Source organism: Treponema vincentii (assembly GCF_010365865.1).
Lineage (GTDB): Bacteria > Spirochaetota > Spirochaetia > Treponematales > Treponemataceae > Treponema.
The window spans coordinates 2,239,292-2,259,482 of the sequence record NZ_CP048020.1 but is presented as its reverse complement, the minus strand read 5'-3'; the positions used below and the strand labels follow the sequence as shown (position 1 = coordinate 2,259,482).

Here is a 20,191-nt window from a genome sequence, read left to right as displayed (position 1 = left end):
GTATCATCCAAGGCTGTCATCCGAAGAAAATTCAATACTGTTATAAACCTGCAATTTAAATTGAAAGAGGCAATAATGACAAAGCGCTTACGGCAACACCAGTATAATCCTTGTGTACCATTCGGGGGTATAATCCGCAGGGGTTCACTCTTTCAACTGCCGGTAAGCATTATTACCGTAACCGATAAGGATACTGTTTTCTAAATGAAGACAGTATCCTTTTTTTTTGCTTGAGGAGGTTCTATGATAAACGGGAAGAAGGATATCATTTCAATGAATGATTTCACCGCAGAAGAAATTCTGCTCATTTTGAAAAAGGCGGAAGCAATAGAAAAAATGTCCGATGAGGAAAAACTTTCGCTGATGCACGGCAAGATTGTTGCAACTATGTTTTATGAACCGAGCACGCGAACAAAACTGTCATTTGAGTCGGCTGCGATGCGGCTCGGCGCAAATATCCTCTATTTCGATACGGAACATTCATCGGTTAAAAAAGGGGAGTCCTTTTCGGACACCATACGCATGGTGGAATCCTATTCGGACATCATTGTTATTCGCCATCCGATGGACGGAGCGGCGCGCCTTGCTGCTTCCGTTTCGCATAAGCCGGTGTTAAACGGCGGTGATGGATCAAACCAGCACCCGAGCCAAACGCTTCTCGATTTGTATACCATTATGAAAGAAAAAGGTACTCTGGAAAATCTTTACATTGCTTTTACCGGCGATTTAAAATACGGGCGTACCGTTCATTCGTTGGCTAAAGCTCTCAAGCATTTTCATCCGGTTATCTACTTTGTTTCTCCGTCAAACCTTGCTATGCCGCAATATCTGCTTGACGATTTGGATGATGCAGGGGTTACCTACTATGTAGAAGAAAACTTTACCGGCTGCTTAGATAAGCTCGATGTATTTTATATGACCCGCATTCAGCGCGAACGTTTCCCCGATCCGGAAGAATACGAAAAGGTGAAAGGCATTTATATCATCAATAGAGGCAATATAGAAGGGAAGTGCAAAGATGATATGATTATCATGCATCCGCTGCCGCGTGTGAATGAAATCGATGTGGATTTGGATACTACAAAATATGCGCGTTATTTCGAGCAAGCGCGGAACGGCATCCCGATTAGACAGGCAATGATGATGCTCTCTCTAGAACAATAAAAGCTCAAGAAGCAATGAGGTATTAAACCATCCGTGCGAATAACGGAACTACAAGAAGGAGTTGAATGATGGAATTACAGATAACTGCATTGGAAAACGGAATAGTGATTGACCATATACCACCGGAGCGTACCTTTGCGATCGTCAAAATGCTGAAATTGAAAGAGTATACCGACATGGTAACCGTCGGTTTTAATTTGCATAGCAAGGCGCACAGTAAAAAAGGCCTGATTAAGATTGCCGATAAAACATTGACTAAATCGGAGCTGGAAAAAATTTCGTTGTTGGCGCCTCATGCGACGGTCAATATCATTAAAGACAGTAAGGTTGTACAGAAAATACCGCTTGAATTGCCTGATGAAATTGAAGCGCTTATGCACTGCGAAAATTTTAAATGTATTTCAAATAATGAAGCGGTACCGTCGCGGTTTATAAAAGTACATTCGCATGGACAGGACTGCTACAAGTGTTTTTACTGTGAACGGGTTATTCCGGTCGCCGACATTAAGCTTAATTTAAATTAGCGGAGAAGCGGTATGGAACACCGGTGCGGAAAGAAGCATTTTGAAAAAACCGAAATTGTTTCCCATGAATATGCGGGAGCCGATTATTACTGTCTTACCGTCCGATGGCCGCGGATGATGGAAGGCTCCGATTTTCCCCGTGCGGGACAGTTTTACATGATCAGTTTGCACGATAAATCTCATATTTTACCCCGTCCCATCAGTCTGCATTCATTTGATGAGAAACAGGGTACTTTGAGCTTTGTATATCGCCCCATAGGCGCCGGCACACAAGAATTAACGCAGTACCGTGCCGGTGAAAGCCTTGCTATTCAAGGCCCCTTGGGGAACGGCTTTATGGTTCCTTCCGCCGGTTCCTGTCATATTATCGCGGGAGGCGGCATAGGACTTGCACCGCTACCTGAACTGATACGGGCGATTTGCAGCAGGCAGCCGGAAGCGCGCATTATTTTTTTTGCAGGAGGACGCGACCGGCATATTCAAGAACTTATCGATTTTTTTGCCCTGCCTGCGGATATTGAACTCATCCTTTGTACCGATGACGGCAGCCTCGGTATTCACGGGTTTGTACCGGACGTACTTTCAGCGTATATTGAAAAACATTGTGGCAGCGGGGGGGCGGCTGCGGACATTGCGATGATCTATGCCTGCGAGCCAACTGCGATGCTGAATAAGATACGTGCGTTTTCGCAGTCGGCGCAGTTACCCTGTCAGCTTTCCCTTGAGCGCCGTATGGCTTGCGGTGTGCGCGCCTGTATGGGATGTTCCATTCAAACAGCTGCGGGGGTGAAAAAAGTATGCGCCGACGGCCCTGTTTTCGATTCGCTTTTGTTTCCGTACGAATTGCCGTAACAATGAGAGAATGAGCCGTGATAATTGAGAGAATGATATGAGCAAACTTACCTTGGATTTTTTAGGTTTACATTTAACGAATCCGTTGATGACGGCGAGCGGCTGTTTCGGCTACGGTACCGACTATGCGGATTTCTTTGATCCGAATATACTCGGTGCGGCGGTACTGAAGGGGTTAACGCTTGAGCCGCGGGACGGTAATGCAGGGGTGCGGATTGCAGAAACGCCGTCCGGTATGCTCAACTGCGTCGGCTTGGAAAATGTCGGCTATGATGAGTTTGTGCAGCGGGTATTGCCGGAAATCCTTCCGCAGCTGCACATCCCGTTGATTATTAATATTAACGGCAAAACCGCAGAAGAATATGCGGAACTTGCCGCCCGGCTGAACGGCATCGCGGAAGTCGCGGCCGTAGAGCTCAATATTTCCTGCCCGAATGTAAAGCACGGAGGGATGGCTTTCGGTACCGATCCGGCGCAAACGGAGCGGGTGGTCTCACTGGTACGGGCGGCAAGCCGGAAACCGCTCATTGTGAAGCTGTCGCCGAACGTTACCGACATTACGGTTTTTGCCCGCATCGCGGAGGCCCAAGGCGCGGATGCCTTGTCGCTGATTAACACGGTTTCCGGTATGGCAATCGACATCAATACCCAAAAGCCTCTGCTCGGCAATATTTTCGGCGGACTGTCCGGCCCTGCGGTAAAGCCCATCGCGGTCAGGATGGTCTATCAGGTGTCGCAGGTTACGTCGCTGCCGATCGTCGGGATGGGCGGTATACGGACTGCGGAGGACGCAATCGAATTTATACTTGCAGGCGCTTCGGCAGTTGCGGTCGGCTGCGGTCTTTTTAATAATCCTTGCGCTGCGGTAGAAATACTTGACGGTCTTGAACGGTATTGTGAAAGGCATCAAACTGCCGTTACGGATTTGGTCGGCCGCAGCCATCCCGACGGAGGCGCTGCATACCGCAGCAAACTCAAACATCGCAGTACTGTTCGCAATACCGTTCAATAAGAGGAGAGTAGGGGAGTCTCGAAAGCAAACAGCTTTGAGATACCCTCATCCCGGAGGAGTTTTACAATATGGAAAAAACACAATGCGGAACCATCAGCAGCGCTGTCCGCGAAAAATTGATTGTTGCGTTGGACTATAACACACTCGACCAAGCAGCCGCCCTCGTGGAGCAGCTCGGCAATAGTGTTACGGTGTATAAGGCAGGGCTCGAAATTTTCTTACGGACGAAGGGAGCCATTGTCGATTACTTGCACGGAAAAAACCAAAAGGTGTTTTTGGATTTAAAGTTCCACGATATTACCAACACGGTTGTACAGGCCTGCCTTTTTGCGGCGGAGCAAAATGTATTCATGTTCAACGTACATTGCTCCAACAGCGAAAAAACCATGCGGGCAGTCGCCGAGATGCTCAAAGAAAAAGGCTCTCAGAGCATTTGCATCGGCGTAACGGTCTTAACCAATTTAAACGCACAAGACTTACAGCAATTCTACGGAGCTGCCGTCGATGTCGAAACAACCGTCGAAGCGATGGCTGCCGCTGTCAGCAATGCCGGTTTGCAGGGTATTGTCTGTTCTGCGCAGGAGGCTGCCGCTATTAAACAGCGTTTCGGTAAGAGTTTCATTACCGTATGTCCGGGAGTCCGCCCAGCCTTTACCCAAAGCGGCTCGTATGCTCAAAACCGCAAAGAAGATCAGGCGCGGGTGATGACTGCTTACGAAGCGGTAAAAAACGGTGCCGATTATTTGGTGGTCGGCCGACCGATTACCCAACATCCCGATCCCGTTCAGGCTGTATATGCGGTTTTGGAGGAGATTAGACGGGCAACGGAGGACTAAACGGTGCTCATACTCAAAAACGGGAAAACCATCCGCAACGAAATTATCGACCTTGTAATCAACGGCGGTATAATTGAAGATATCATCATCAAACAGGGTATATCCGGTCAGTGCTGTTCAAAAGAGGGGGATGCCGTACAGGATTCGCAGGAAATTGATTTGGAAGGTCGCCTCGTTATGCCGGGTATTATCGACCTGCATACCCACATGAGAGATCCGGGGCTTACCCATAAAGAAGATTTTTATACCGGTTCGCGTGCTTGTGCAAAAGGCGGCATAACGACTTTTTTTGATATGCCGAATACGCAGCCGCCGACGGTAACGGCTCAGGCGCTTGCGGAAAAAATTGCACAGGCGGCGCGGGTTTCAGCCGTTAATTTCGGCTTCCACTTCGGCGCTTCAAAAAACAATAATATTGATGAAATCCGGCGCGTTATCGGCAGCGGTCAGGCGCGCAGTACGAAGGTGTTTATGAATGTGAGCACCGGTCTTATGCTGATTGAAGACACCGCTCTGCTGGCTGAAATTTTTAAGGCCGGCGGCTTGGTCTTTGTCCATGCCGAAGCGGAGATGATCGGTAAGGCGATTGAGCTGAATGCCCGCTATGGGAACGGTCTGTATATTTGTCATATTTCTTCCGAAGAAGAGATGCGAACGGTCATCAAGGCGAAGCAAAATCCTGAATTACATAACCGGCAGCATCCCATCTATGCGGAAGTAACGCCTCATCATCTTTTTTTACATACCGGTATGCGGGAAGCGAGCCCCGAAGCCGATATGCTGTTGCGGATGAAGCCCGAACTGAAAGCGCAATCCGATACTGCATTTTTGATGCAGGCCGTCCGGGACGGCTACGTCGATACCATCGGCACCGATCACGCGCCTCATACGCTGGATGAAAAACTGGCACAGCTGACTTTCGGCATCCCCGGCGCCGAAACCTCGCTGGCGCTGATGCTCACTGCGGCGGCGGAAGGAAATATCACGCTGCCGCTGCTTCAAAAGCTGATGAGTGAAAATCCTGCTGCAATCCTCGGGCTAACGCGCAAGGGGGTACTTGCAAAAGGCGCCGATGCCGATATTACCGTTGCCGACACCGCGGTACACTGGCAGCTCGGCCGAAAGGACATAGTATCGAAATGCGGGTGGTCTCCTTTTGAGGGCTGGAACTTTATCGGTAAAAATTATATGACTATTGTAAACGGCAACATAGTCTACCGCGACGGCCGTTTCGCCGCCGACTTACGGGAACGCCCCGCCGGACGTTTCGTATTTCAGGCATAGGGAGGATGGAATACTGTGTGTAATCCGATTTGTCGTGATAAAAAAGAAATAGAAATTGCGGTTGCCCGCACGCTCTTTGAGGTAAAAGCCGTCAAGATTAACGTTGCGGAGCCCTTCACCTTTGCTTCGGGGATACGCAGCCCTATCTATTGCGATAACCGCTCTCTTTTAGGTTGGCCTCAGCAGCGCACCCTCATTACGGAGGCCTTTACACAATTAATTCCTGCCGATACCGATGTGATTGCGGGCGTTGCTACGGCGGGAGTTCCGTGGGCGGCCTTCATTGCAAATGCCTTGAACAAACCGCTTGCCTACGTGCGTTCCGCACCGAAAGATCACGGAACTGGCAGCACAATAGAAGGGGCAGCCGTTGCGGGTAAGAAGATAGCGCTTATCGAAGATTTAATCTCGACAGGAAAGAGCAGCATCGGCGCGGTGAAGTCCTTACGTGCAGCCGGAGCCGCAGAAGTGAGTTTAAAAGCGATTTTTTCTTATCAATTTGCGCAAGCTGATGCCAATTTTAAAAACGAAAACTGCCCCTTTGAATCGCTTTCCCGTTTTTCGGTTTTAATTGAGCTCTTGCAAAAAGAAAAGTATTTAAGCCCCGAAGAAGCCGCTATCGCGCTTGAATGGAACAAGGAACCCGAAACTTGGTTTGACCGTGTACGGCGCGGGTAAGGGGAAGGAACCGTTTCTTTCGTATTGAGGTGTGTCATTACTGTCGCCGCATGGTGATGCCGGTAGGAATAAGTGTGTTAATTGGCTTGTCTTAGTATCGAAGCGGTGTACAAGTCTCTACTTTTTTACACCGTATAGCTTGTAGATGATGTTTCTCCTCCGCAACCTGTCCAGTTTGTATGGAAAAATGTACCCGGAGCTTTATCGGTGCGTTCATACGTGTGCGCACCGAAGTAGTCGCGCTGCGCTTGTAAAAAGATTTGCCGGAAGATGGGTACAGCGTATACCGTCGAACCATGCCAGTGCTGCGGAAAGCGCCGGAACAGGAACTCCATTGAGAACAGCGAACGTTACCGCTTGCCGCAGTGCAAGCTGCGTACGGCATAAAACTCCGCTAAAATAGGGATCGGCAATTAAATTCTGTAAATCTTTATTGCGGATGTAGGCCTCGCTGATTTTCTCCAAAAACACCGATCGAATAATGCAGCCTCCGCGCCAGAGAAGTGCAAGTTCTCCGAGATCGATTCCCCAGCTGTGATGCTCATCCGCTGTTTTAATCAACTCGAATCCTTGTGCATAGGAAATAATCTTAGCAGCGTAAAGCGCATCATGCAAAATGCGTAAGACTTCATTGCCGGTGGCAGATGTGTCGGACTGTTCGGCAACAGATATTCCTGCTGCATTCGGTGCTTTTGTTTGTATACCGGAGAATACTTCCGACGTTTCCGTCCGCTGTGTCCGTTGACTGCTTAAACAGCGGGCATATACCGACTCGGTAATCAACGTGAGGGGAACACTCTCGGATAAGGCCGTCATACCTGCCCACTTACCTGTTCCCTTTTGTGCGGCTGTATCTGCAATTTTGTCGATTAAATAGGATCCGTCCGTATCGTGGTAGTTGAGGATATTCGCAGTGATTTCTATCAGATACGAACAGAGTTCTCCTTTATCCCAATCGGAGAAAACCGTGCTCATCACTTCGTTAGGCATTTTGAGCACTTTGCGCATAATGTCGTATATTTCGCAGATAAGCTGCATATCACCGTATTCAATCCCGTTATGCACCATTTTAACAAAATGCCCTGCACCGCCTGTTCCAATCCAATTACAACAGGGGCTCGTATCTATGTGTGCGGCAATGGTTTGCAGCAGCGGTTGTACAAGCGGCCATGCGGCTGCGCTTCCGCCGGGCATAAGAGACGGCCCGTTCAGAGCACCTTCTTCTCCGCCGGAAACTCCCATCCCAATATACAAGATTCCTTTTGCTTCAACCTGTTTTATACGCCGCTCCGTATCGGCAAAGTTGGAATTACCGCCGTCAATAATAACATCGCCTTCACCTAAAATCGGCAGTAGACTTTGAATTACCTGATCGACAGGCTCTCCGGCCTTTATCATCATCAAGATTTTCCGGGGACGTTCAAGAGAAGCGGCCAATTCCGACAGACTGTGTGCAGGAATAAACCGCTTTCCCGCACCCTTTGAACCGGCAAATTCATCCGGCCGTTCAGGGCGAATATCAAACACCGCAACAGTGTAACCTTTGCTTTCCATATTTAATGCAAGATTTTCTCCCATAACGGCAAGGCCGATAATACCGATAGATGCTTTCATATTCTTCTCCCTGCAATTGCTCTGCGCATTTTTGCTAAGTTCTGTAAGCCGGTTTCTTTCAGCCTATTCATGACCTCAACGTAGAGCACATTAATGAGCGTACCCACCGCCAAACTGTCCGAAAACGATTCCGAAATAACCGAATTGAGTACGGGACTCACCGTCAGCAATATATCCGCACAATGCGCAAGCGGTGAGTTGTCATAACTGGTTATGACAACGATCGGGCATTTATGTGTTTTCAACTCCTCTGCCAACGCAACAATATCATAATTTCTTCCCGAATGGCTAAACAGCAATGCCACATCCTCAGCGCATGCCTGTGAAGCGAGCATGAGCTGCATGTGAAATTCATCAGTGTACATACATGCAAGCCCCGTCCGTAACAGCTTATGATAAGCATCGCGGGCGTTTACATTTGAACCGCCGAATCCGAACAGCAGCAAATGTCGGGCAGTTGTCATAAGCTCCGCTGCTTTTATGACGGCTTTTTTATCGAGGAGTTTCCGGCTGGATTCGAGCGCCTGTATGGTATGTTTAAAGATACGGTCGATAACATCTTCTTCCTGCTCATCTCCGTCAACCGCTATTTCAAAAATATGCGCATTATCGGCAGCACTTTCGCGGGCAAGCGCAATACGGAATTTCTGATAGCCTTGATAACCGAGCTTTTTAACAAACCGTACCAGTGTCGCCTCGCTGATACCGATTTGTGCTGCCAGCTCGGTGATACTTGGATCAACAGTAGCCCCTTTGTGCTCGATAATAAAATCTGCAATGAGCCGTTCTTTTTCACTGAGTGATCCATACTGGTTTTTAATAGTATAAAGAACACTTACTGTTGTTTCGCTTTCTGTATTCATCTTATTGACCATCTCTCTTATTAGTATATCTTGAAAATTTTTTTTATGCAAGGAATATTTTTTTCTTGACAGCAGATATTCTTCGGTGTAAGCTATTAGTATAGTTCACCTCAATTGTTTTTTTGAGGGATCGTTTAGAAGGAGATTGCAGATATGCTGAAGATGCCGGCGTCAAACAAACCGGTTGATCCGCTTTTAGTGTTTACCATTATATTTACAATGGTTTCGCTGATTGTGTTTGCCGTTATCCCATTAGTAAAAGTACTCATTCAAAGTTTTATTTCGTATGAAGGTGTCGTTTCCTTTGATGCATATCTCCGTGCGTTTACGTCGGAAGAAAATTTTAAGGCACTCAGTCATAGTTTGACGCTTGGGGCAGCGAGCGGCATCCTTTCTACTGCTATCGGTTTTTTGTTTGCCTACAGTGCCGCTTATGTCCACATGCGCTGGAAGCGGCTTTTCAACCTGATTGCCATGCTTCCGATTGTTTCGCCGCCTTTTGCCATCGCATTGTCGATTATCTTGTTGTTCGGCAGCAGGGGGCTGATTTCTTACACGCTGCTCGGTTTACAGGATGTGAATATCTACGGATTCCGCGGGCTTTTGTTTGCACAAACGCTCTCGTACTTTCCTATTGCATACTTGCTTTTAAACGGAGTGCTCGGTTCGATTGATCCTTCAATTGAAGAAGCAGCCCGCAATATGGGTGCTTCACGGGGCAAGACCTTTCTTCACGTTACGTTGCCGCTTTGCTTACCCGGTATTGCGAACGCATTTTTGCTGGTATTTATCAAATCGGTTGCCGACTTCGGGAATCCCATCACCATCGGCGGCAACTATCAAACCTTAGCGACACAAATTTACTATCAGGCAATCGGTAATTATGATATGCAGGGCGGCGCAGCAGTGGCTATTTTATTGCTGCTGATTTCGATCGGTCTTTTTGCGCTTAGTAAGCTCTGGGTAGAAAAGAAAACCTTTGTTACCATTACCGGCAAGGCGGCACGCGGACGAGTGCTCATTGATGAAAAACATATCGCAGCGCCCATCAATGCAGGCTGCTATTTTATTTCGTTCATCGTTATCGGCTTGTATATCCTCATTCCGCTTGTTTCGTTCGTTAAACTGTGGGGTATTAATTATACGTTCACTCTTGAACACTACCGGTATGCATTCGGTATCGGTATGAAGAGTCTCCGTGATTCAACGTTGATGGCGGCGCTTGCGACTCCGGTTACCGGTATATTGGCAATGGTTATCGCCTTTTTAACGGTACGTAAGCGGTTTGTCGGTAGAAAAGCAATGGAATTGATTTCGATGCTCGGTATGACGGTGCCGGGTACGGTCATGGGAATCGGTTATGTGCTGTCCTTTAATACTCCGCCGCTTGTGCTTACCGGTACAATGCTCATCATCGTGCTGTCGTATGTGTTCCGCTATCTTCCCGTCGGCGTACAATCGGGTGTAACCTCATTAAAGCAGATTGATCCTTCTATAGAAGAAGCAGCGGCTGATTTAGGCGCGAACTCGTTTACGACATTTACAACCGTTACACTGCCGCTCATTAAAACCGCATTTTTCGGCGGACTCGTCTACACTTTTGTAAAGAGTATGACATCGATCAGCGCCGTTATCTTTTTGGTATCGGCACGGTACAAGCTTTTGACGGTTTCCATTCTCGATCAGGTAGACTCGGGAAAATTCGGCGTCGCTTCGGCCTTATCAACGATGCTGATTGTCGTTGTATACATTGCGATTGCAATCCTCTACCGGCTGATACGGTTGCTCGGCGTAAATAAAAAAGACATTAAATTGACATAATGGGTATCTCTAAAAGCTCGGTTAGTTTTTAGAGATACCCTTGTTCACACAATGAGGTAACGATATGGTAAAGAATGAGAAATCTCAACCGGTACGGTTAGAGCACATTGTAAAAGAATATGTTTCTCCCGATAAGTCGGTGTTCCGCGCGGTCAATGATATTGATCTTACCATCAATGCAGGCGAATTCGTAACGCTGCTTGGTCCTTCCGGCTGCGGAAAAACCACTACGCTGCGGATGATCGCAGGTTTTGAAACACCGACGTCAGGCGATATGTTTCTGGGAAATGAGCGGATTAATAGTTTAACTCCTGATAAGCGCGATACTGCGATGGTGTTCCAATCGTATGCGTTATTTCCCCATTATGATGTGTTTAATAACATTTCATACGGATTGAGGCTCCGTAAATTATCTAAAGAAGAAATCAGCCGAAAGGTCGGAGCGATGATTGAGCTGGTCGGGCTAACCGGTATGGAAAGCCGCTTCCCAACGCAGATATCCGGCGGACAGCAGCAGCGTGTGGCACTTGCCCGTGCCCTCATTATGGAACCTGCTGTAATGCTGTTTGATGAACCGCTGTCTAACCTCGATGCAAAACTGCGCGTAAATATGCGTACCGAAATCCGCAAGATTCAGCGTAAGCTCGGTGTTACGAGTATCTATGTAACCCACGATCAGGCGGAAGCAATGGCGCTTTCCGACCGTATCATCATTATGAATAAGGGGAAGATAGAGCAGGTAGGAACACCGCAAGAAGTATATCTGCGTCCTGCTTCTGTTTTTGTCGCCGACTTTATCGGGCGGGCAAACTTTATTAAGGGCGAGGTAAAGGGGCGTGATGAGCACGGCCTTGCCGTTGAACTGTACGGTACGGTGTTGCACATAACAAATTATGCAAAAAAGCAATTCGCCGTAGGCGACACGGTAACCGCCGTAGTGCGCCCCGAATCCGTAACGGTCGGTACGGAAGGTCAGTTTGAAGGCGATATTGTGATGTCTGCTTTTATGGGCGCACACCAAGAGTACCGAGTTAAACTCGGCGATATCGTACTGGATGCCGAACAACTTAACCCGATGGGCGGTAAGCTGTTTGCAGAAAATGAGCATGTATCTATCCGTCTGCATGAGGATAGCATATATATAGTAGATTAGGACACCTCTAAAAAACCAAGCTGGATTTTCAGAGGTTCCCATTAATGAGGAGGTCTATATGAAAAAAATGTGCAGTATGATGCTTGCAGCGATCGTTGCTGCAGGAATGCTCTTTGCTATGGGTGGGCAAGCGGAGCAGGGGAATGGAAAACCGAAACATTTGACGATGTATGTCGGTTATGTTGAAGAGTACGGTATGAAGGTTGCAGCAGAGTTTGAAAAAGCAACCGGTATTCACGTCGATTTTGTACGTATGAGCGCAGGCGAAGCCTTGAGCCGGATTCGTGCGGAAAAAGCAAACCCGAAAGCAAGCGTATGGTACGGCGGATCTGCCGATTCGTTCATCACTGCAAAGGGTGAGGGATTATTGGAAGCATACGTTTCGCCGTCTGCCGCAAAAATTGCACCGAACTTTAAAGATGCGGAAGGTTATTGGACAGGGCTTACCGTAGGCTATCTCGGTTTTATCTGCGACAAACGCTGGTTTGAAGATCACCCCGGTGTCGCCTATCCTGAATCGTGGAACGACTTATTAAAGCCTGAATTTAAAGGACAAATTATCGTATCGAATCCCGGTTCTGCATCCACCGGTTATTTGTTGCTTTCAACAATGGTACAGATGCGGGGAGAAAAAGAAGGTATTCAGTATATGAAGGCGTTGAACGGTCAAGTTAAGCAGTATACTAAAAGCGGTGAAGCGCCGTCCCGGTCGGCTGCGCTCGGCGAATGCGCCGTCGGTATTACCTTTTTGCACAACGGTATCCGGTTGATGAAACAAGGTTATACCAACATTCATCTTTCCGTTCCGAAAGATGGTACCAGTTACGAGGTTGGATCCGTTGCTATGATCAAAGGCGCTCCCGAGGCTGAAGCTGCCAAGATATTCATCGACTGGTGTATGACTCCCGCGTGCCTCGAAATCGGTCAGAAATATACCGACTCCTATCACTTCTTGACTAATCCCGATGCGCATACTCCCGATGAAGCTGTTGCATTACGTGATACCAAGCTCATTAAATATGATTTTATCTGGTCGGGTCAAAACAAGAACCGCCTGCTCGAAGCATGGAACAACGCAATTAAGTCAAAGTAGGACAAGACGGTTATTAAATCATTGTGCATAAAATGCGGTCTGTGTTTATAGCAGATCGCATTAAATTTATAAAAGATAAAAATATTTCGTACGGCTCATTTTTCTTCAAGTCGCTGTAACATAAGCATACTATTTCAGAGGGACGTTTTGTTTTTGCAATATCTGCCGGAACTTACAATGTAAGGGCTGAGAGGTTTTTTATTTGTGCGGAGAGTTTAATACCCGCCGTCCTCGGCAATGCTCTGTGTTGGAGGTATTGATTGGTCAAGTTCGGGTATCGTTATTGTTTAGTCATCCTTTATATGAATGTCGAGTTGCTGGAAGGGTACGATTATATTTTCCTGTTTAAGCTTTTCATCTATTTCGATGAATAATGAATTACGTAAATTTCTAAAGTCTTCGATTTTTGTCCATGTCATAAGCGTAAAATCAATACTTGAACTTGAAAAGCTTGTCCAAAGAATTGAAGGCGCCGGATCATCAAGAGTGAATGCATTGTTTTTTGCAACGGCTAATAGAATTTGTTCCGTTCTTCTTAAATCAGTACCATAAGCGACGGACAATTCCGTCTTTACACGCCGATACGGAAACTGTGAGTAATTAATCAGGTTTGCTTTTATGATGGTCTCATTCGGAATTCTGACATATTGGCTGTCAAATGTTTTGAGAATAACCGACAATAAATTAATTGCTTGCACAGTGCCTATTGTCCCGTTTACTTCGATAGTGTCGTTTATTTTAAATGCCCGTTCGGTTATAACAAAGAGTCCGGAAATAATATTTGATATTGAAGTTTGTGCTGCAAAGCCAATAGCAACGCCGGCAATTCCCGCAGCTCCGAGTATTGCACTGATATCTATGCCTAAACGATGAAAGGCTGTTAACACCATGACAGTAAAACCCGCGTATCGGATAATCTTATTGATTACATGCTGTATTTGCAGTGAACATTTTTTTACGGTAATTTTTTTTACGATGGAATTAACTACTCTAAAGAAGAGAGAGAGAACAAAAAGAATTACAATAAATTGTGTAATACTCCATATTTTTGCAGTGAGTATTTCGTTTGTTTCGGTAGTAAAAAAGCCGGTGAAATTTTCGATAACATTGCTTATACTGGTCATAGGTGAGAGCTTAGCATAATTATAAAAAACAATAAAGGTATTAAAATTGTGAAATGATAGGAATACTTTAACTAATTTGTACAACTATTGGATGGGTTCTTTTTCCCATACCACCTACACACCACCGTAACGGCAAACAGGAACGATAAAAAATCGGAAACCGGCTGCAACAGGTAGATCCCGGTTTTTCCGTATAGGGCAGGTAAAACATATAAGAGCGGCACATAAAAAAAGCCTTGCCGTGAAATTGATATCAGGAGCGCTGAAAAATAATTGCCGATATTCTGCATGAACATACTGCTGACGGCAAAAGCGCCGAGCAACGGCAGCGAGAAGCATTGCATCCTGAGTATCTTAATTCCGGTAGATACAACTTCATCATCGTTTGACATCATCTGCATACATTGTTCGGCAAAGATGTATAAGATTATTGAGGCGATTGTTAAAAAAACGGTACCCACGGCAACGGTAGTAATAAAAGCTCTTTTTACTCTGGAGTATTTTTTTGCGCCGTAATTCATTGCACAAATCGGTTGAAACCCCTGTCCCCAGCCGATCATAATCATAAAAGCCAATGCGACAACTTTTGAACTTATCGTCAAAGCAGCAATCATACTTTCACCGTAGTGCGCTGCCGTAACATTGAGCAGCACCAATGCGGCACCGGTAATTGCCTGCCGCGAAAAATTAGGAAGCCCTCCCGCAAGAATATGATACATGCGCGCCTTGTTGCATTGTACTTTTTTTAGATTGAACGAAATACTCTCGTGTCGTTTTGCTAAGAGCGTCAACACAATGCACCCGATTATCTGGCCGATGAGCGTTGCATAGCCTGCACCGATAAACCCCATGTTAAGCGGAAACATCAGCAGCGGATCCAGCGCCATATTGCTCAACATTCCGGAAAGTAAGCCGATCATTCCATCGCGTACATTCCCGCACAGGCGCAGCTGATTATACACGGTTATTGCGTATAAACTGAACGGAATGCTGATGATAATGATCTTTAAGTACTGCACTGTAAAGGTGAGTACATCCTGCGATGCACTACCGCCGATCAGTTTTGCAAGCGGTACAACAAAAATATATGCTGCGATTGCGATTACGATGCCGGTTACGATTGCAATGACAATACCTATTGAAGAAAAAATTTCCGCTTCCGCATAGTCTTTTGCGCCGATTTTTTTTGACATTACATTACCGCTGCCGTAGCCATACCAAAACCCGATTGCTTGAATAACACTGACAAAACTGAACACCACACCGATTGCCGCAATCATTGATCTGTTGTGTAATTGTCCGACAAAAAAGGTATCGGTTAAATTATATATAACGCTGATCAACATGCCGATTATTGTCGGAATTGACATTTTGACCAATAGCGGAAAAATCGGTTTTGTTAAAATATTGAATCGTCTTTGCTCTTTTGAATCCATCTTAGCAACTCCGTAATTTAAGGCAACCGTATCGAAAATCTTTTGAGCGGTTGCCTTCTTTTTTGTGGGAAATTTTAAATAAAATTTCCCACTATTTTTCAAAACCAGTGCAGACGCATCAGGGGAGTATATAAAGTAACGCAGAATATGTGAGGCAGGGCAACCATTTGAGTCGCAAAGCGGCGAAATTCTGGTTGAACGGACTCACATATTCTGCGGGCGTGATTAAAAAGTACCTGATGCGTCTGCACTGCTCCGCACTTCACCGATATTGCCGTCAACGGTGATGAGGTCGCCGTCCTTGAATTTGGTGGTGGCAAAACCGACGCCTAATACTGCCGGTATATTAAACTCCCGTGCAACAATCGCAGCATGGCTGAGTGCAGAGCCGGTATCCGCAACGACGGCGCTTGCAAGTTTAAAAAGCGGTGTCCATTCAGGATCGGTGAGATGACAGACAAGCACATCTCCTTTTTGCATCTTATAAAATTCTTTAGGTGTGCGGATAAGGCGCACCGTTCCTACAGCAGTTCCCGGGCTTCCGCTCACCCCTTTCAGCACATCGCCCTTTGAATTGAACACCAGTAATTTTGAAGCTTCCCAAACCTTTTCCGCAAGTGGAAATTTTTCATTCCGCCTTGCGATCTTTTCTTTATAAACATCACTGATATATCCGGCTTTCAATACTTGCATTAACTCACGGTGAAAGAGATTTGCAATTCCATGTTTATAATCTCCGCTATTTAATAGAAGAATATTTATCCGCTTTACACACTGCCTAACATAATAAAAGAGTGTTTCCCATAAATACTGCGATTCTTCTCGAACGACATGGAAGTATCGGAAGTGCTGTATGTCTTGTTCTATACGCGGATATTTGTTTCCATAAATATGCTTTAATTGCTGTATTAAATTCGTATAATTTTTATTCTTATTATCATCGGAATGCTGATCGGCTGTATCAGAGGTGTTTAATAATGGGCGTATAATATTGACAAGCCTATCGGGATCTTCGATAAATGTTTTTGCTTCGATGCAATAGCAGTTGTAATCAGACTTAAAACCGTTGCATTTGATAAAATCATCCGCAAGCTGTTTAAATACAGGAAAATCGATACATAATGTTTTAAAGCTCTCTCCGGATAATATAGCTTCCGTTAGAGCTGTGTTTTTCCGTATCGTATCCGCCATGCGTGAAATATCATTGGTAACGACAGCTGTTTTATTATTGAGTTCCCAATAAAAATCAAAGGCGGAGTAGTTCGTATCTACACGTTTGATTATTTTGGTGAATTTTTTGCTCATTAAAAAAGATGGAAATAAGGCATATTTAAATCTATCGTATGTAAGTTTTTCTGTCAGCGCATAACTCTGTTCCATAAATACAGTACATTCGGCTAATGTTATATGTTCGAAATCTAAGGTTTTAATATGTGCTATCTCTTGTTCATACTGAGCCATAAAATTTTTACATACGTCCGAACAATAGCCGAAATTTTTGAGCATCCGTATGATTTTAAAGATATGAAAAATACGCAGAGTAAACCCTTTTTTATTTTCCGGAAGTGTCTGAATACCATCGTCATCAATTGTAGGATTTGAATTAAAAACAATACCGCCCTCTGCGAATATCCGTGCTTTTTGGTCGTTAATTGCTATCATATAATCAAAGTCCAACGCACGGTAGGCAAACGGCATTTTTTCAAACTGAAAAGCCATATTTTCTTTCATCATTTTTGATAATGGCCTTTTTGAGATATATTTTTGAATAAGCTTCTCATCATCATTGTTTTTTAAGGTTGTTATTGCGCGTGCTTGCAAAATATATATTTCGTTCTTTTGTATTGCCCATTCAATATCCATCGGCATACCGTAGTGTTTTTCTATTTTTAATGCAGCGCTCACTAGAGCTGCAATCTCAGTATCATTCAATGCCCGCGCTGTTCTTTTTTCCTCGCTTACCGATTCTTCTTTTGTGTTTTTATCCGCATAGACAATTTGCGTTTCTTTAGTTCCGATAGTTACTTCCAGTACATCTCCTGATTTATTTACAATATAACTATCTGCCGTCACCCGGCCGCTTACCACACTTTCTCCCAATCCGTAACTTGCGTTGATCTGCATTTCATCTTTGTTTTGTGTTACCGGATTGACGGTAAACAGAACGCCCGCTTTTTCACTTTCTACCATTTCTTGAATGACAACGGCAATCGCTACAGCGCTTTGATTATACCCTTGGTTAAACCGGTAACTTACCGCTCGCTCTCCCCATAGTGAAGCATAGCAATGGCGTATTTGAATCAGTACATCTTCTATCCCTTGCACATTTAAATACGTTTCCTGCTGGCCTGCAAAACTCGCATCAGGTAAATCTTCCGCTGTTGCCGATGAGCGAACCGCAACCCTCGCAGCTTCTCCGAGTTCCGCATATTTATTCCGTATCTCTTTTTCCAATTGAACGGGAAAATGTCCTACTATGATTTTTTCTCGAAATACTCCTGCTGCGGATAACAAGGCTTGTTCATTCGTTTGCGCTTCTGTAAGAATACGCAAGATAATTTCATCTATGTTATTTTCTTTGAGAAATTCCCGATACGCATCTGCGGTAATCACAAATCCCTTAGGAACCGGTATTTCCGCAGCAGTCATCTCGCCAAGGTTTGCTCCCTTACCGCCTGCAATGAGTACATCATCTTTATGTATCTGTGTAAAATCAGCTATCCGCATTGTATTCAACTCCTTTAAGGAAAACGCGCACAGTATTTTCGGTGCAGTTTCTATTCCTTTTTTCTTTTAAGCGGTTCCATTCATGCCGCTATACTTCTATATACTTATTCACAATTCCGGAGATAAATGTTTGCAGTACATCGTTAAAATACGATTTATCAAATTGATAACACTGAGAACACAAAACCGAACTTCCGATAAATGCGCTCATTAAGCCTTTTTTATCAACCCTTTTTACCGCATTATTTTGTTCCCAATATTGTATCAGCTTTGCTAAAAAATCTTGATACAGTATTTCGATTTTATGCACTTCATTTTGCCCCTTTACTTCAAATAGCTTAAACGCATCCTGATAAATAGGCTGACTTTGAATTTTTGTCATAAGATCAATCGAAGATTTGTATATCATGTCCGTGAGAAATGCTGCCGGGTCGGTAAGCGATGTTGAAAACTTTTTTTCACTATTGCGTAGTTTCTGATTTGACCGGTACACAATGAGTTCGATAATCAATGCATCCTTATCCTTCCAAAAATGATAAAAACTTCCCTGCGCAATACCGACCCGCTTGGTCAATTCGGCTATACTTAACGATTTTGTGCCCTTATCGTGAAATAAATCGAGCGCGGTTTCCATAAGCGCTTCTTTTATTTTTATGCGTTCTTCTTCGGTAAATGCTTTCGGCATACTGCATCCTTCGTTCATACGGAGCGTTTAATACCTCGTCACAGTGTTTCGGGATTACTCACTCGTCTCTATGTTTGTGAATATTTTATCATTTATTCATTGCTAATATAGCAAAAGACTTCGTGTATGTCAATGAATATTTTGCTTTATATTCATTGATTGATATAGGGAAGGGGAACGCCTATGGGATACCGGGTACTTATCCGTATGGAAGCCGGAAAGGAGAGAAAGTGCGTAGACGATGATTGATGTCACCTCTCGCATATTAAATCTAAAGGAAACCGGGGCTTTATTTTAGGCGTTTTTTGTGATACGCTATACTTGCGTTTAAAGCTGGGCATCCCTGAAGAACAACTGAGCCTTTCGAGATGTCTATGAGGCGTTTTTCACCGGCGTTGCCGGCGGCAACACTGCCCGGAATATCCCTTCTCGGGCGGTAAGTGTTACAAAATGGTATGTATAGGAGCTTCACTATGAAGAAAATCGGTGTTGTAGGTGCAGGCACGATGGGGCAGGGGATTGCCGCATCATTTGCTTCGAACGGGTATCAGGTTACGGTGTGCGACATAAAGATCGAATGGGCACAGTCGGGAATAGATAAGATTGCGGCAAATTATGACAAATTGGCCGCAAAGGGCAAGATAACCGCAGAAGCGGTTGCCTCCATCAAAGGCAATTTAAAGACCGGCGTATACAAAGATTTAGCCGATAGCGACTTAATTGTCGAAGCTATATTGGAGACCGCCGAAGCTAAAAAAACGCTCTTTACCGAGTTGGACGGTATTTGTAAAGAATCAGTCATTTTCGCGACGAATACATCTTCCCTGTCTGTTACCGAAATTGCGAAGGGCATTAAGCACCCTGTTATTGGAATGCACTTTTTTAATCCTGCCGATAGAATGAAGTTGGTAGAAGTTATTTCAGGAGTCAACACGCCTGTCGAAGTAAAAAATACGATTATAGAAACGGCAAAGAGTTTGGGAAAAACACCCGTTGAGGTACAAGAAGGACACGGTTTTGTTGTAAACCGGATCCTCATTCCTATGATTAACGAAGCTGCTTTTATTCTGCAGGAAGGTATTGCGACTGCTGAACATATCGATACGGCAATGCAGCTCGGCGCAAATCATCCGATGGGGCTGCTTGCACTCGGCGATTTAATCGGTCTTGATGTCGTGTTGGCGATTATGGACGTATTGTATCGTGAAACGGGCGACAGCAAATATCGCTGCTGTACGCTTATCCGTAAGATGGTACGGGGTGGATTACTCGGACGTAAAACCGGGAAAGGCTTTTTTGACTATTCAAAGTAAAAGCGGAGGTAT

General features: G+C 45.1%; 16 protein-coding genes and 1 pseudogene. 11 read left to right on the top strand and 6 right to left on the bottom strand.

Annotated features, from left to right (window positions below):
* The first annotated feature begins 243 nt into the window (after positions 1-243).
* From pyrB to pyrE, 7 genes are all read left to right on the top strand, one after another.
* Entirely contained in the window at positions 244-1,164 is a 921-nt protein-coding gene (gene pyrB, locus GWP43_RS10540; protein ID WP_162664122.1) for an aspartate carbamoyltransferase, read from the top strand.
* 65 nt (positions 1,165-1,229) lie between these two features.
* Positions 1,230-1,688, top strand: a complete 459-nt coding sequence (locus tag GWP43_RS10535) for an aspartate carbamoyltransferase regulatory subunit (RefSeq protein ID WP_230977673.1) — start codon at positions 1,230-1,232, stop codon at positions 1,686-1,688.
* Between the two features lie 12 nt (positions 1,689-1,700).
* Complete coding sequence (locus GWP43_RS10530; protein WP_162664121.1) at positions 1,701-2,540, top strand: dihydroorotate dehydrogenase electron transfer subunit; 840 nt, start codon at positions 1,701-1,703, stop codon at positions 2,538-2,540.
* A 37-nt stretch (positions 2,541-2,577) separates the two neighbouring features.
* A complete protein-coding gene (locus GWP43_RS10525) occupies positions 2,578-3,552 on the top strand; it encodes a dihydroorotate dehydrogenase (protein WP_162664120.1) in 975 nt (324 codons plus the stop codon).
* A gap of 68 nt (positions 3,553-3,620) precedes the next feature.
* The gene (gene pyrF / locus GWP43_RS10520; RefSeq protein ID WP_162664119.1) at positions 3,621-4,388 is read left to right on the top strand and encodes an orotidine-5'-phosphate decarboxylase; all 768 of its coding nucleotides are present in this window, start codon (positions 3,621-3,623) and stop codon (positions 4,386-4,388) included.
* A 3-nt stretch (positions 4,389-4,391) separates the two neighbouring features.
* A complete protein-coding gene (locus GWP43_RS10515; RefSeq protein WP_162664118.1) occupies positions 4,392-5,672 on the top strand; it encodes a dihydroorotase in 1,281 nt (426 codons plus the stop codon).
* A 15-nt stretch (positions 5,673-5,687) separates the two neighbouring features.
* On the top strand, positions 5,688-6,350 hold the full coding sequence (gene pyrE / locus GWP43_RS10510; RefSeq protein WP_203232403.1) for an orotate phosphoribosyltransferase: 663 nt from the start codon (positions 5,688-5,690) through the stop codon (positions 6,348-6,350).
* Positions 6,351-6,475: 125 nt separating this feature from the next.
* On the opposite strand, the pseudogene gnd reads toward pyrE, so the two are convergent.
* Both gnd and GWP43_RS10500 read right to left on the bottom strand, forming a co-directional pair.
* Positions 6,476-7,964 (bottom strand): annotated as a pseudogene (gene gnd / locus GWP43_RS10505) (decarboxylating NADP(+)-dependent phosphogluconate dehydrogenase).
* Positions 7,961-8,827 (bottom strand): MurR/RpiR family transcriptional regulator, encoded by an 867-nt coding sequence (locus tag GWP43_RS10500; RefSeq protein WP_162664117.1) that lies wholly within the window; start codon positions 8,825-8,827, stop codon positions 7,961-7,963. Before GWP43_RS10500 ends, gnd begins: the two are co-directional and overlap by 4 nt.
* A gap of 153 nt (positions 8,828-8,980) precedes the next feature.
* Between GWP43_RS10500 and GWP43_RS10495 the strand changes: the two genes are divergently transcribed.
* From GWP43_RS10495 to GWP43_RS10485, 3 genes are all read left to right on the top strand, one after another.
* The gene (locus tag GWP43_RS10495; RefSeq protein WP_162664116.1) at positions 8,981-10,648 is read left to right on the top strand and encodes an ABC transporter permease; all 1,668 of its coding nucleotides are present in this window, start codon (positions 8,981-8,983) and stop codon (positions 10,646-10,648) included.
* Between the two features lie 64 nt (positions 10,649-10,712).
* Positions 10,713-11,801, top strand: coding sequence for an ABC transporter ATP-binding protein (locus GWP43_RS10490; RefSeq protein WP_162664115.1), 1,089 nt, complete (start codon positions 10,713-10,715; stop codon positions 11,799-11,801).
* A gap of 58 nt (positions 11,802-11,859) precedes the next feature.
* Positions 11,860-12,894, top strand: coding sequence for an ABC transporter substrate-binding protein (locus tag GWP43_RS10485; RefSeq protein ID WP_162664114.1), 1,035 nt, complete (start codon positions 11,860-11,862; stop codon positions 12,892-12,894).
* A 287-nt stretch (positions 12,895-13,181) separates the two neighbouring features.
* Here GWP43_RS10485 and GWP43_RS10480 read toward each other — a convergent pair whose 3' ends face one another.
* The 4 genes from GWP43_RS10480 to GWP43_RS10465 form a co-directional block, all read right to left on the bottom strand.
* Positions 13,182-14,018, bottom strand: a complete 837-nt coding sequence (locus GWP43_RS10480; RefSeq protein ID WP_162664113.1) for a mechanosensitive ion channel family protein — start codon at positions 14,016-14,018, stop codon at positions 13,182-13,184.
* A gap of 71 nt (positions 14,019-14,089) precedes the next feature.
* Positions 14,090-15,454 (bottom strand): MATE family efflux transporter, encoded by a 1,365-nt coding sequence (locus tag GWP43_RS10475; RefSeq protein ID WP_162664112.1) that lies wholly within the window; start codon positions 15,452-15,454, stop codon positions 14,090-14,092.
* Positions 15,455-15,679: 225 nt separating this feature from the next.
* A complete protein-coding gene (locus GWP43_RS10470) occupies positions 15,680-18,181 on the bottom strand; it encodes a PEP/pyruvate-binding domain-containing protein (protein WP_162664111.1) in 2,502 nt (833 codons plus the stop codon).
* An 88-nt stretch (positions 18,182-18,269) separates the two neighbouring features.
* Complete coding sequence (locus GWP43_RS10465) at positions 18,270-18,866, bottom strand: TetR/AcrR family transcriptional regulator (protein ID WP_162664110.1); 597 nt, start codon at positions 18,864-18,866, stop codon at positions 18,270-18,272.
* A gap of 473 nt (positions 18,867-19,339) precedes the next feature.
* On the opposite strand from GWP43_RS10465, the gene GWP43_RS10460 reads away from it, so the two are divergent.
* Positions 19,340-20,179, top strand: a complete 840-nt coding sequence (locus tag GWP43_RS10460; protein WP_162664109.1) for a 3-hydroxyacyl-CoA dehydrogenase family protein — start codon at positions 19,340-19,342, stop codon at positions 20,177-20,179.
* Positions 20,180-20,191 lie beyond the last annotated feature (12 nt).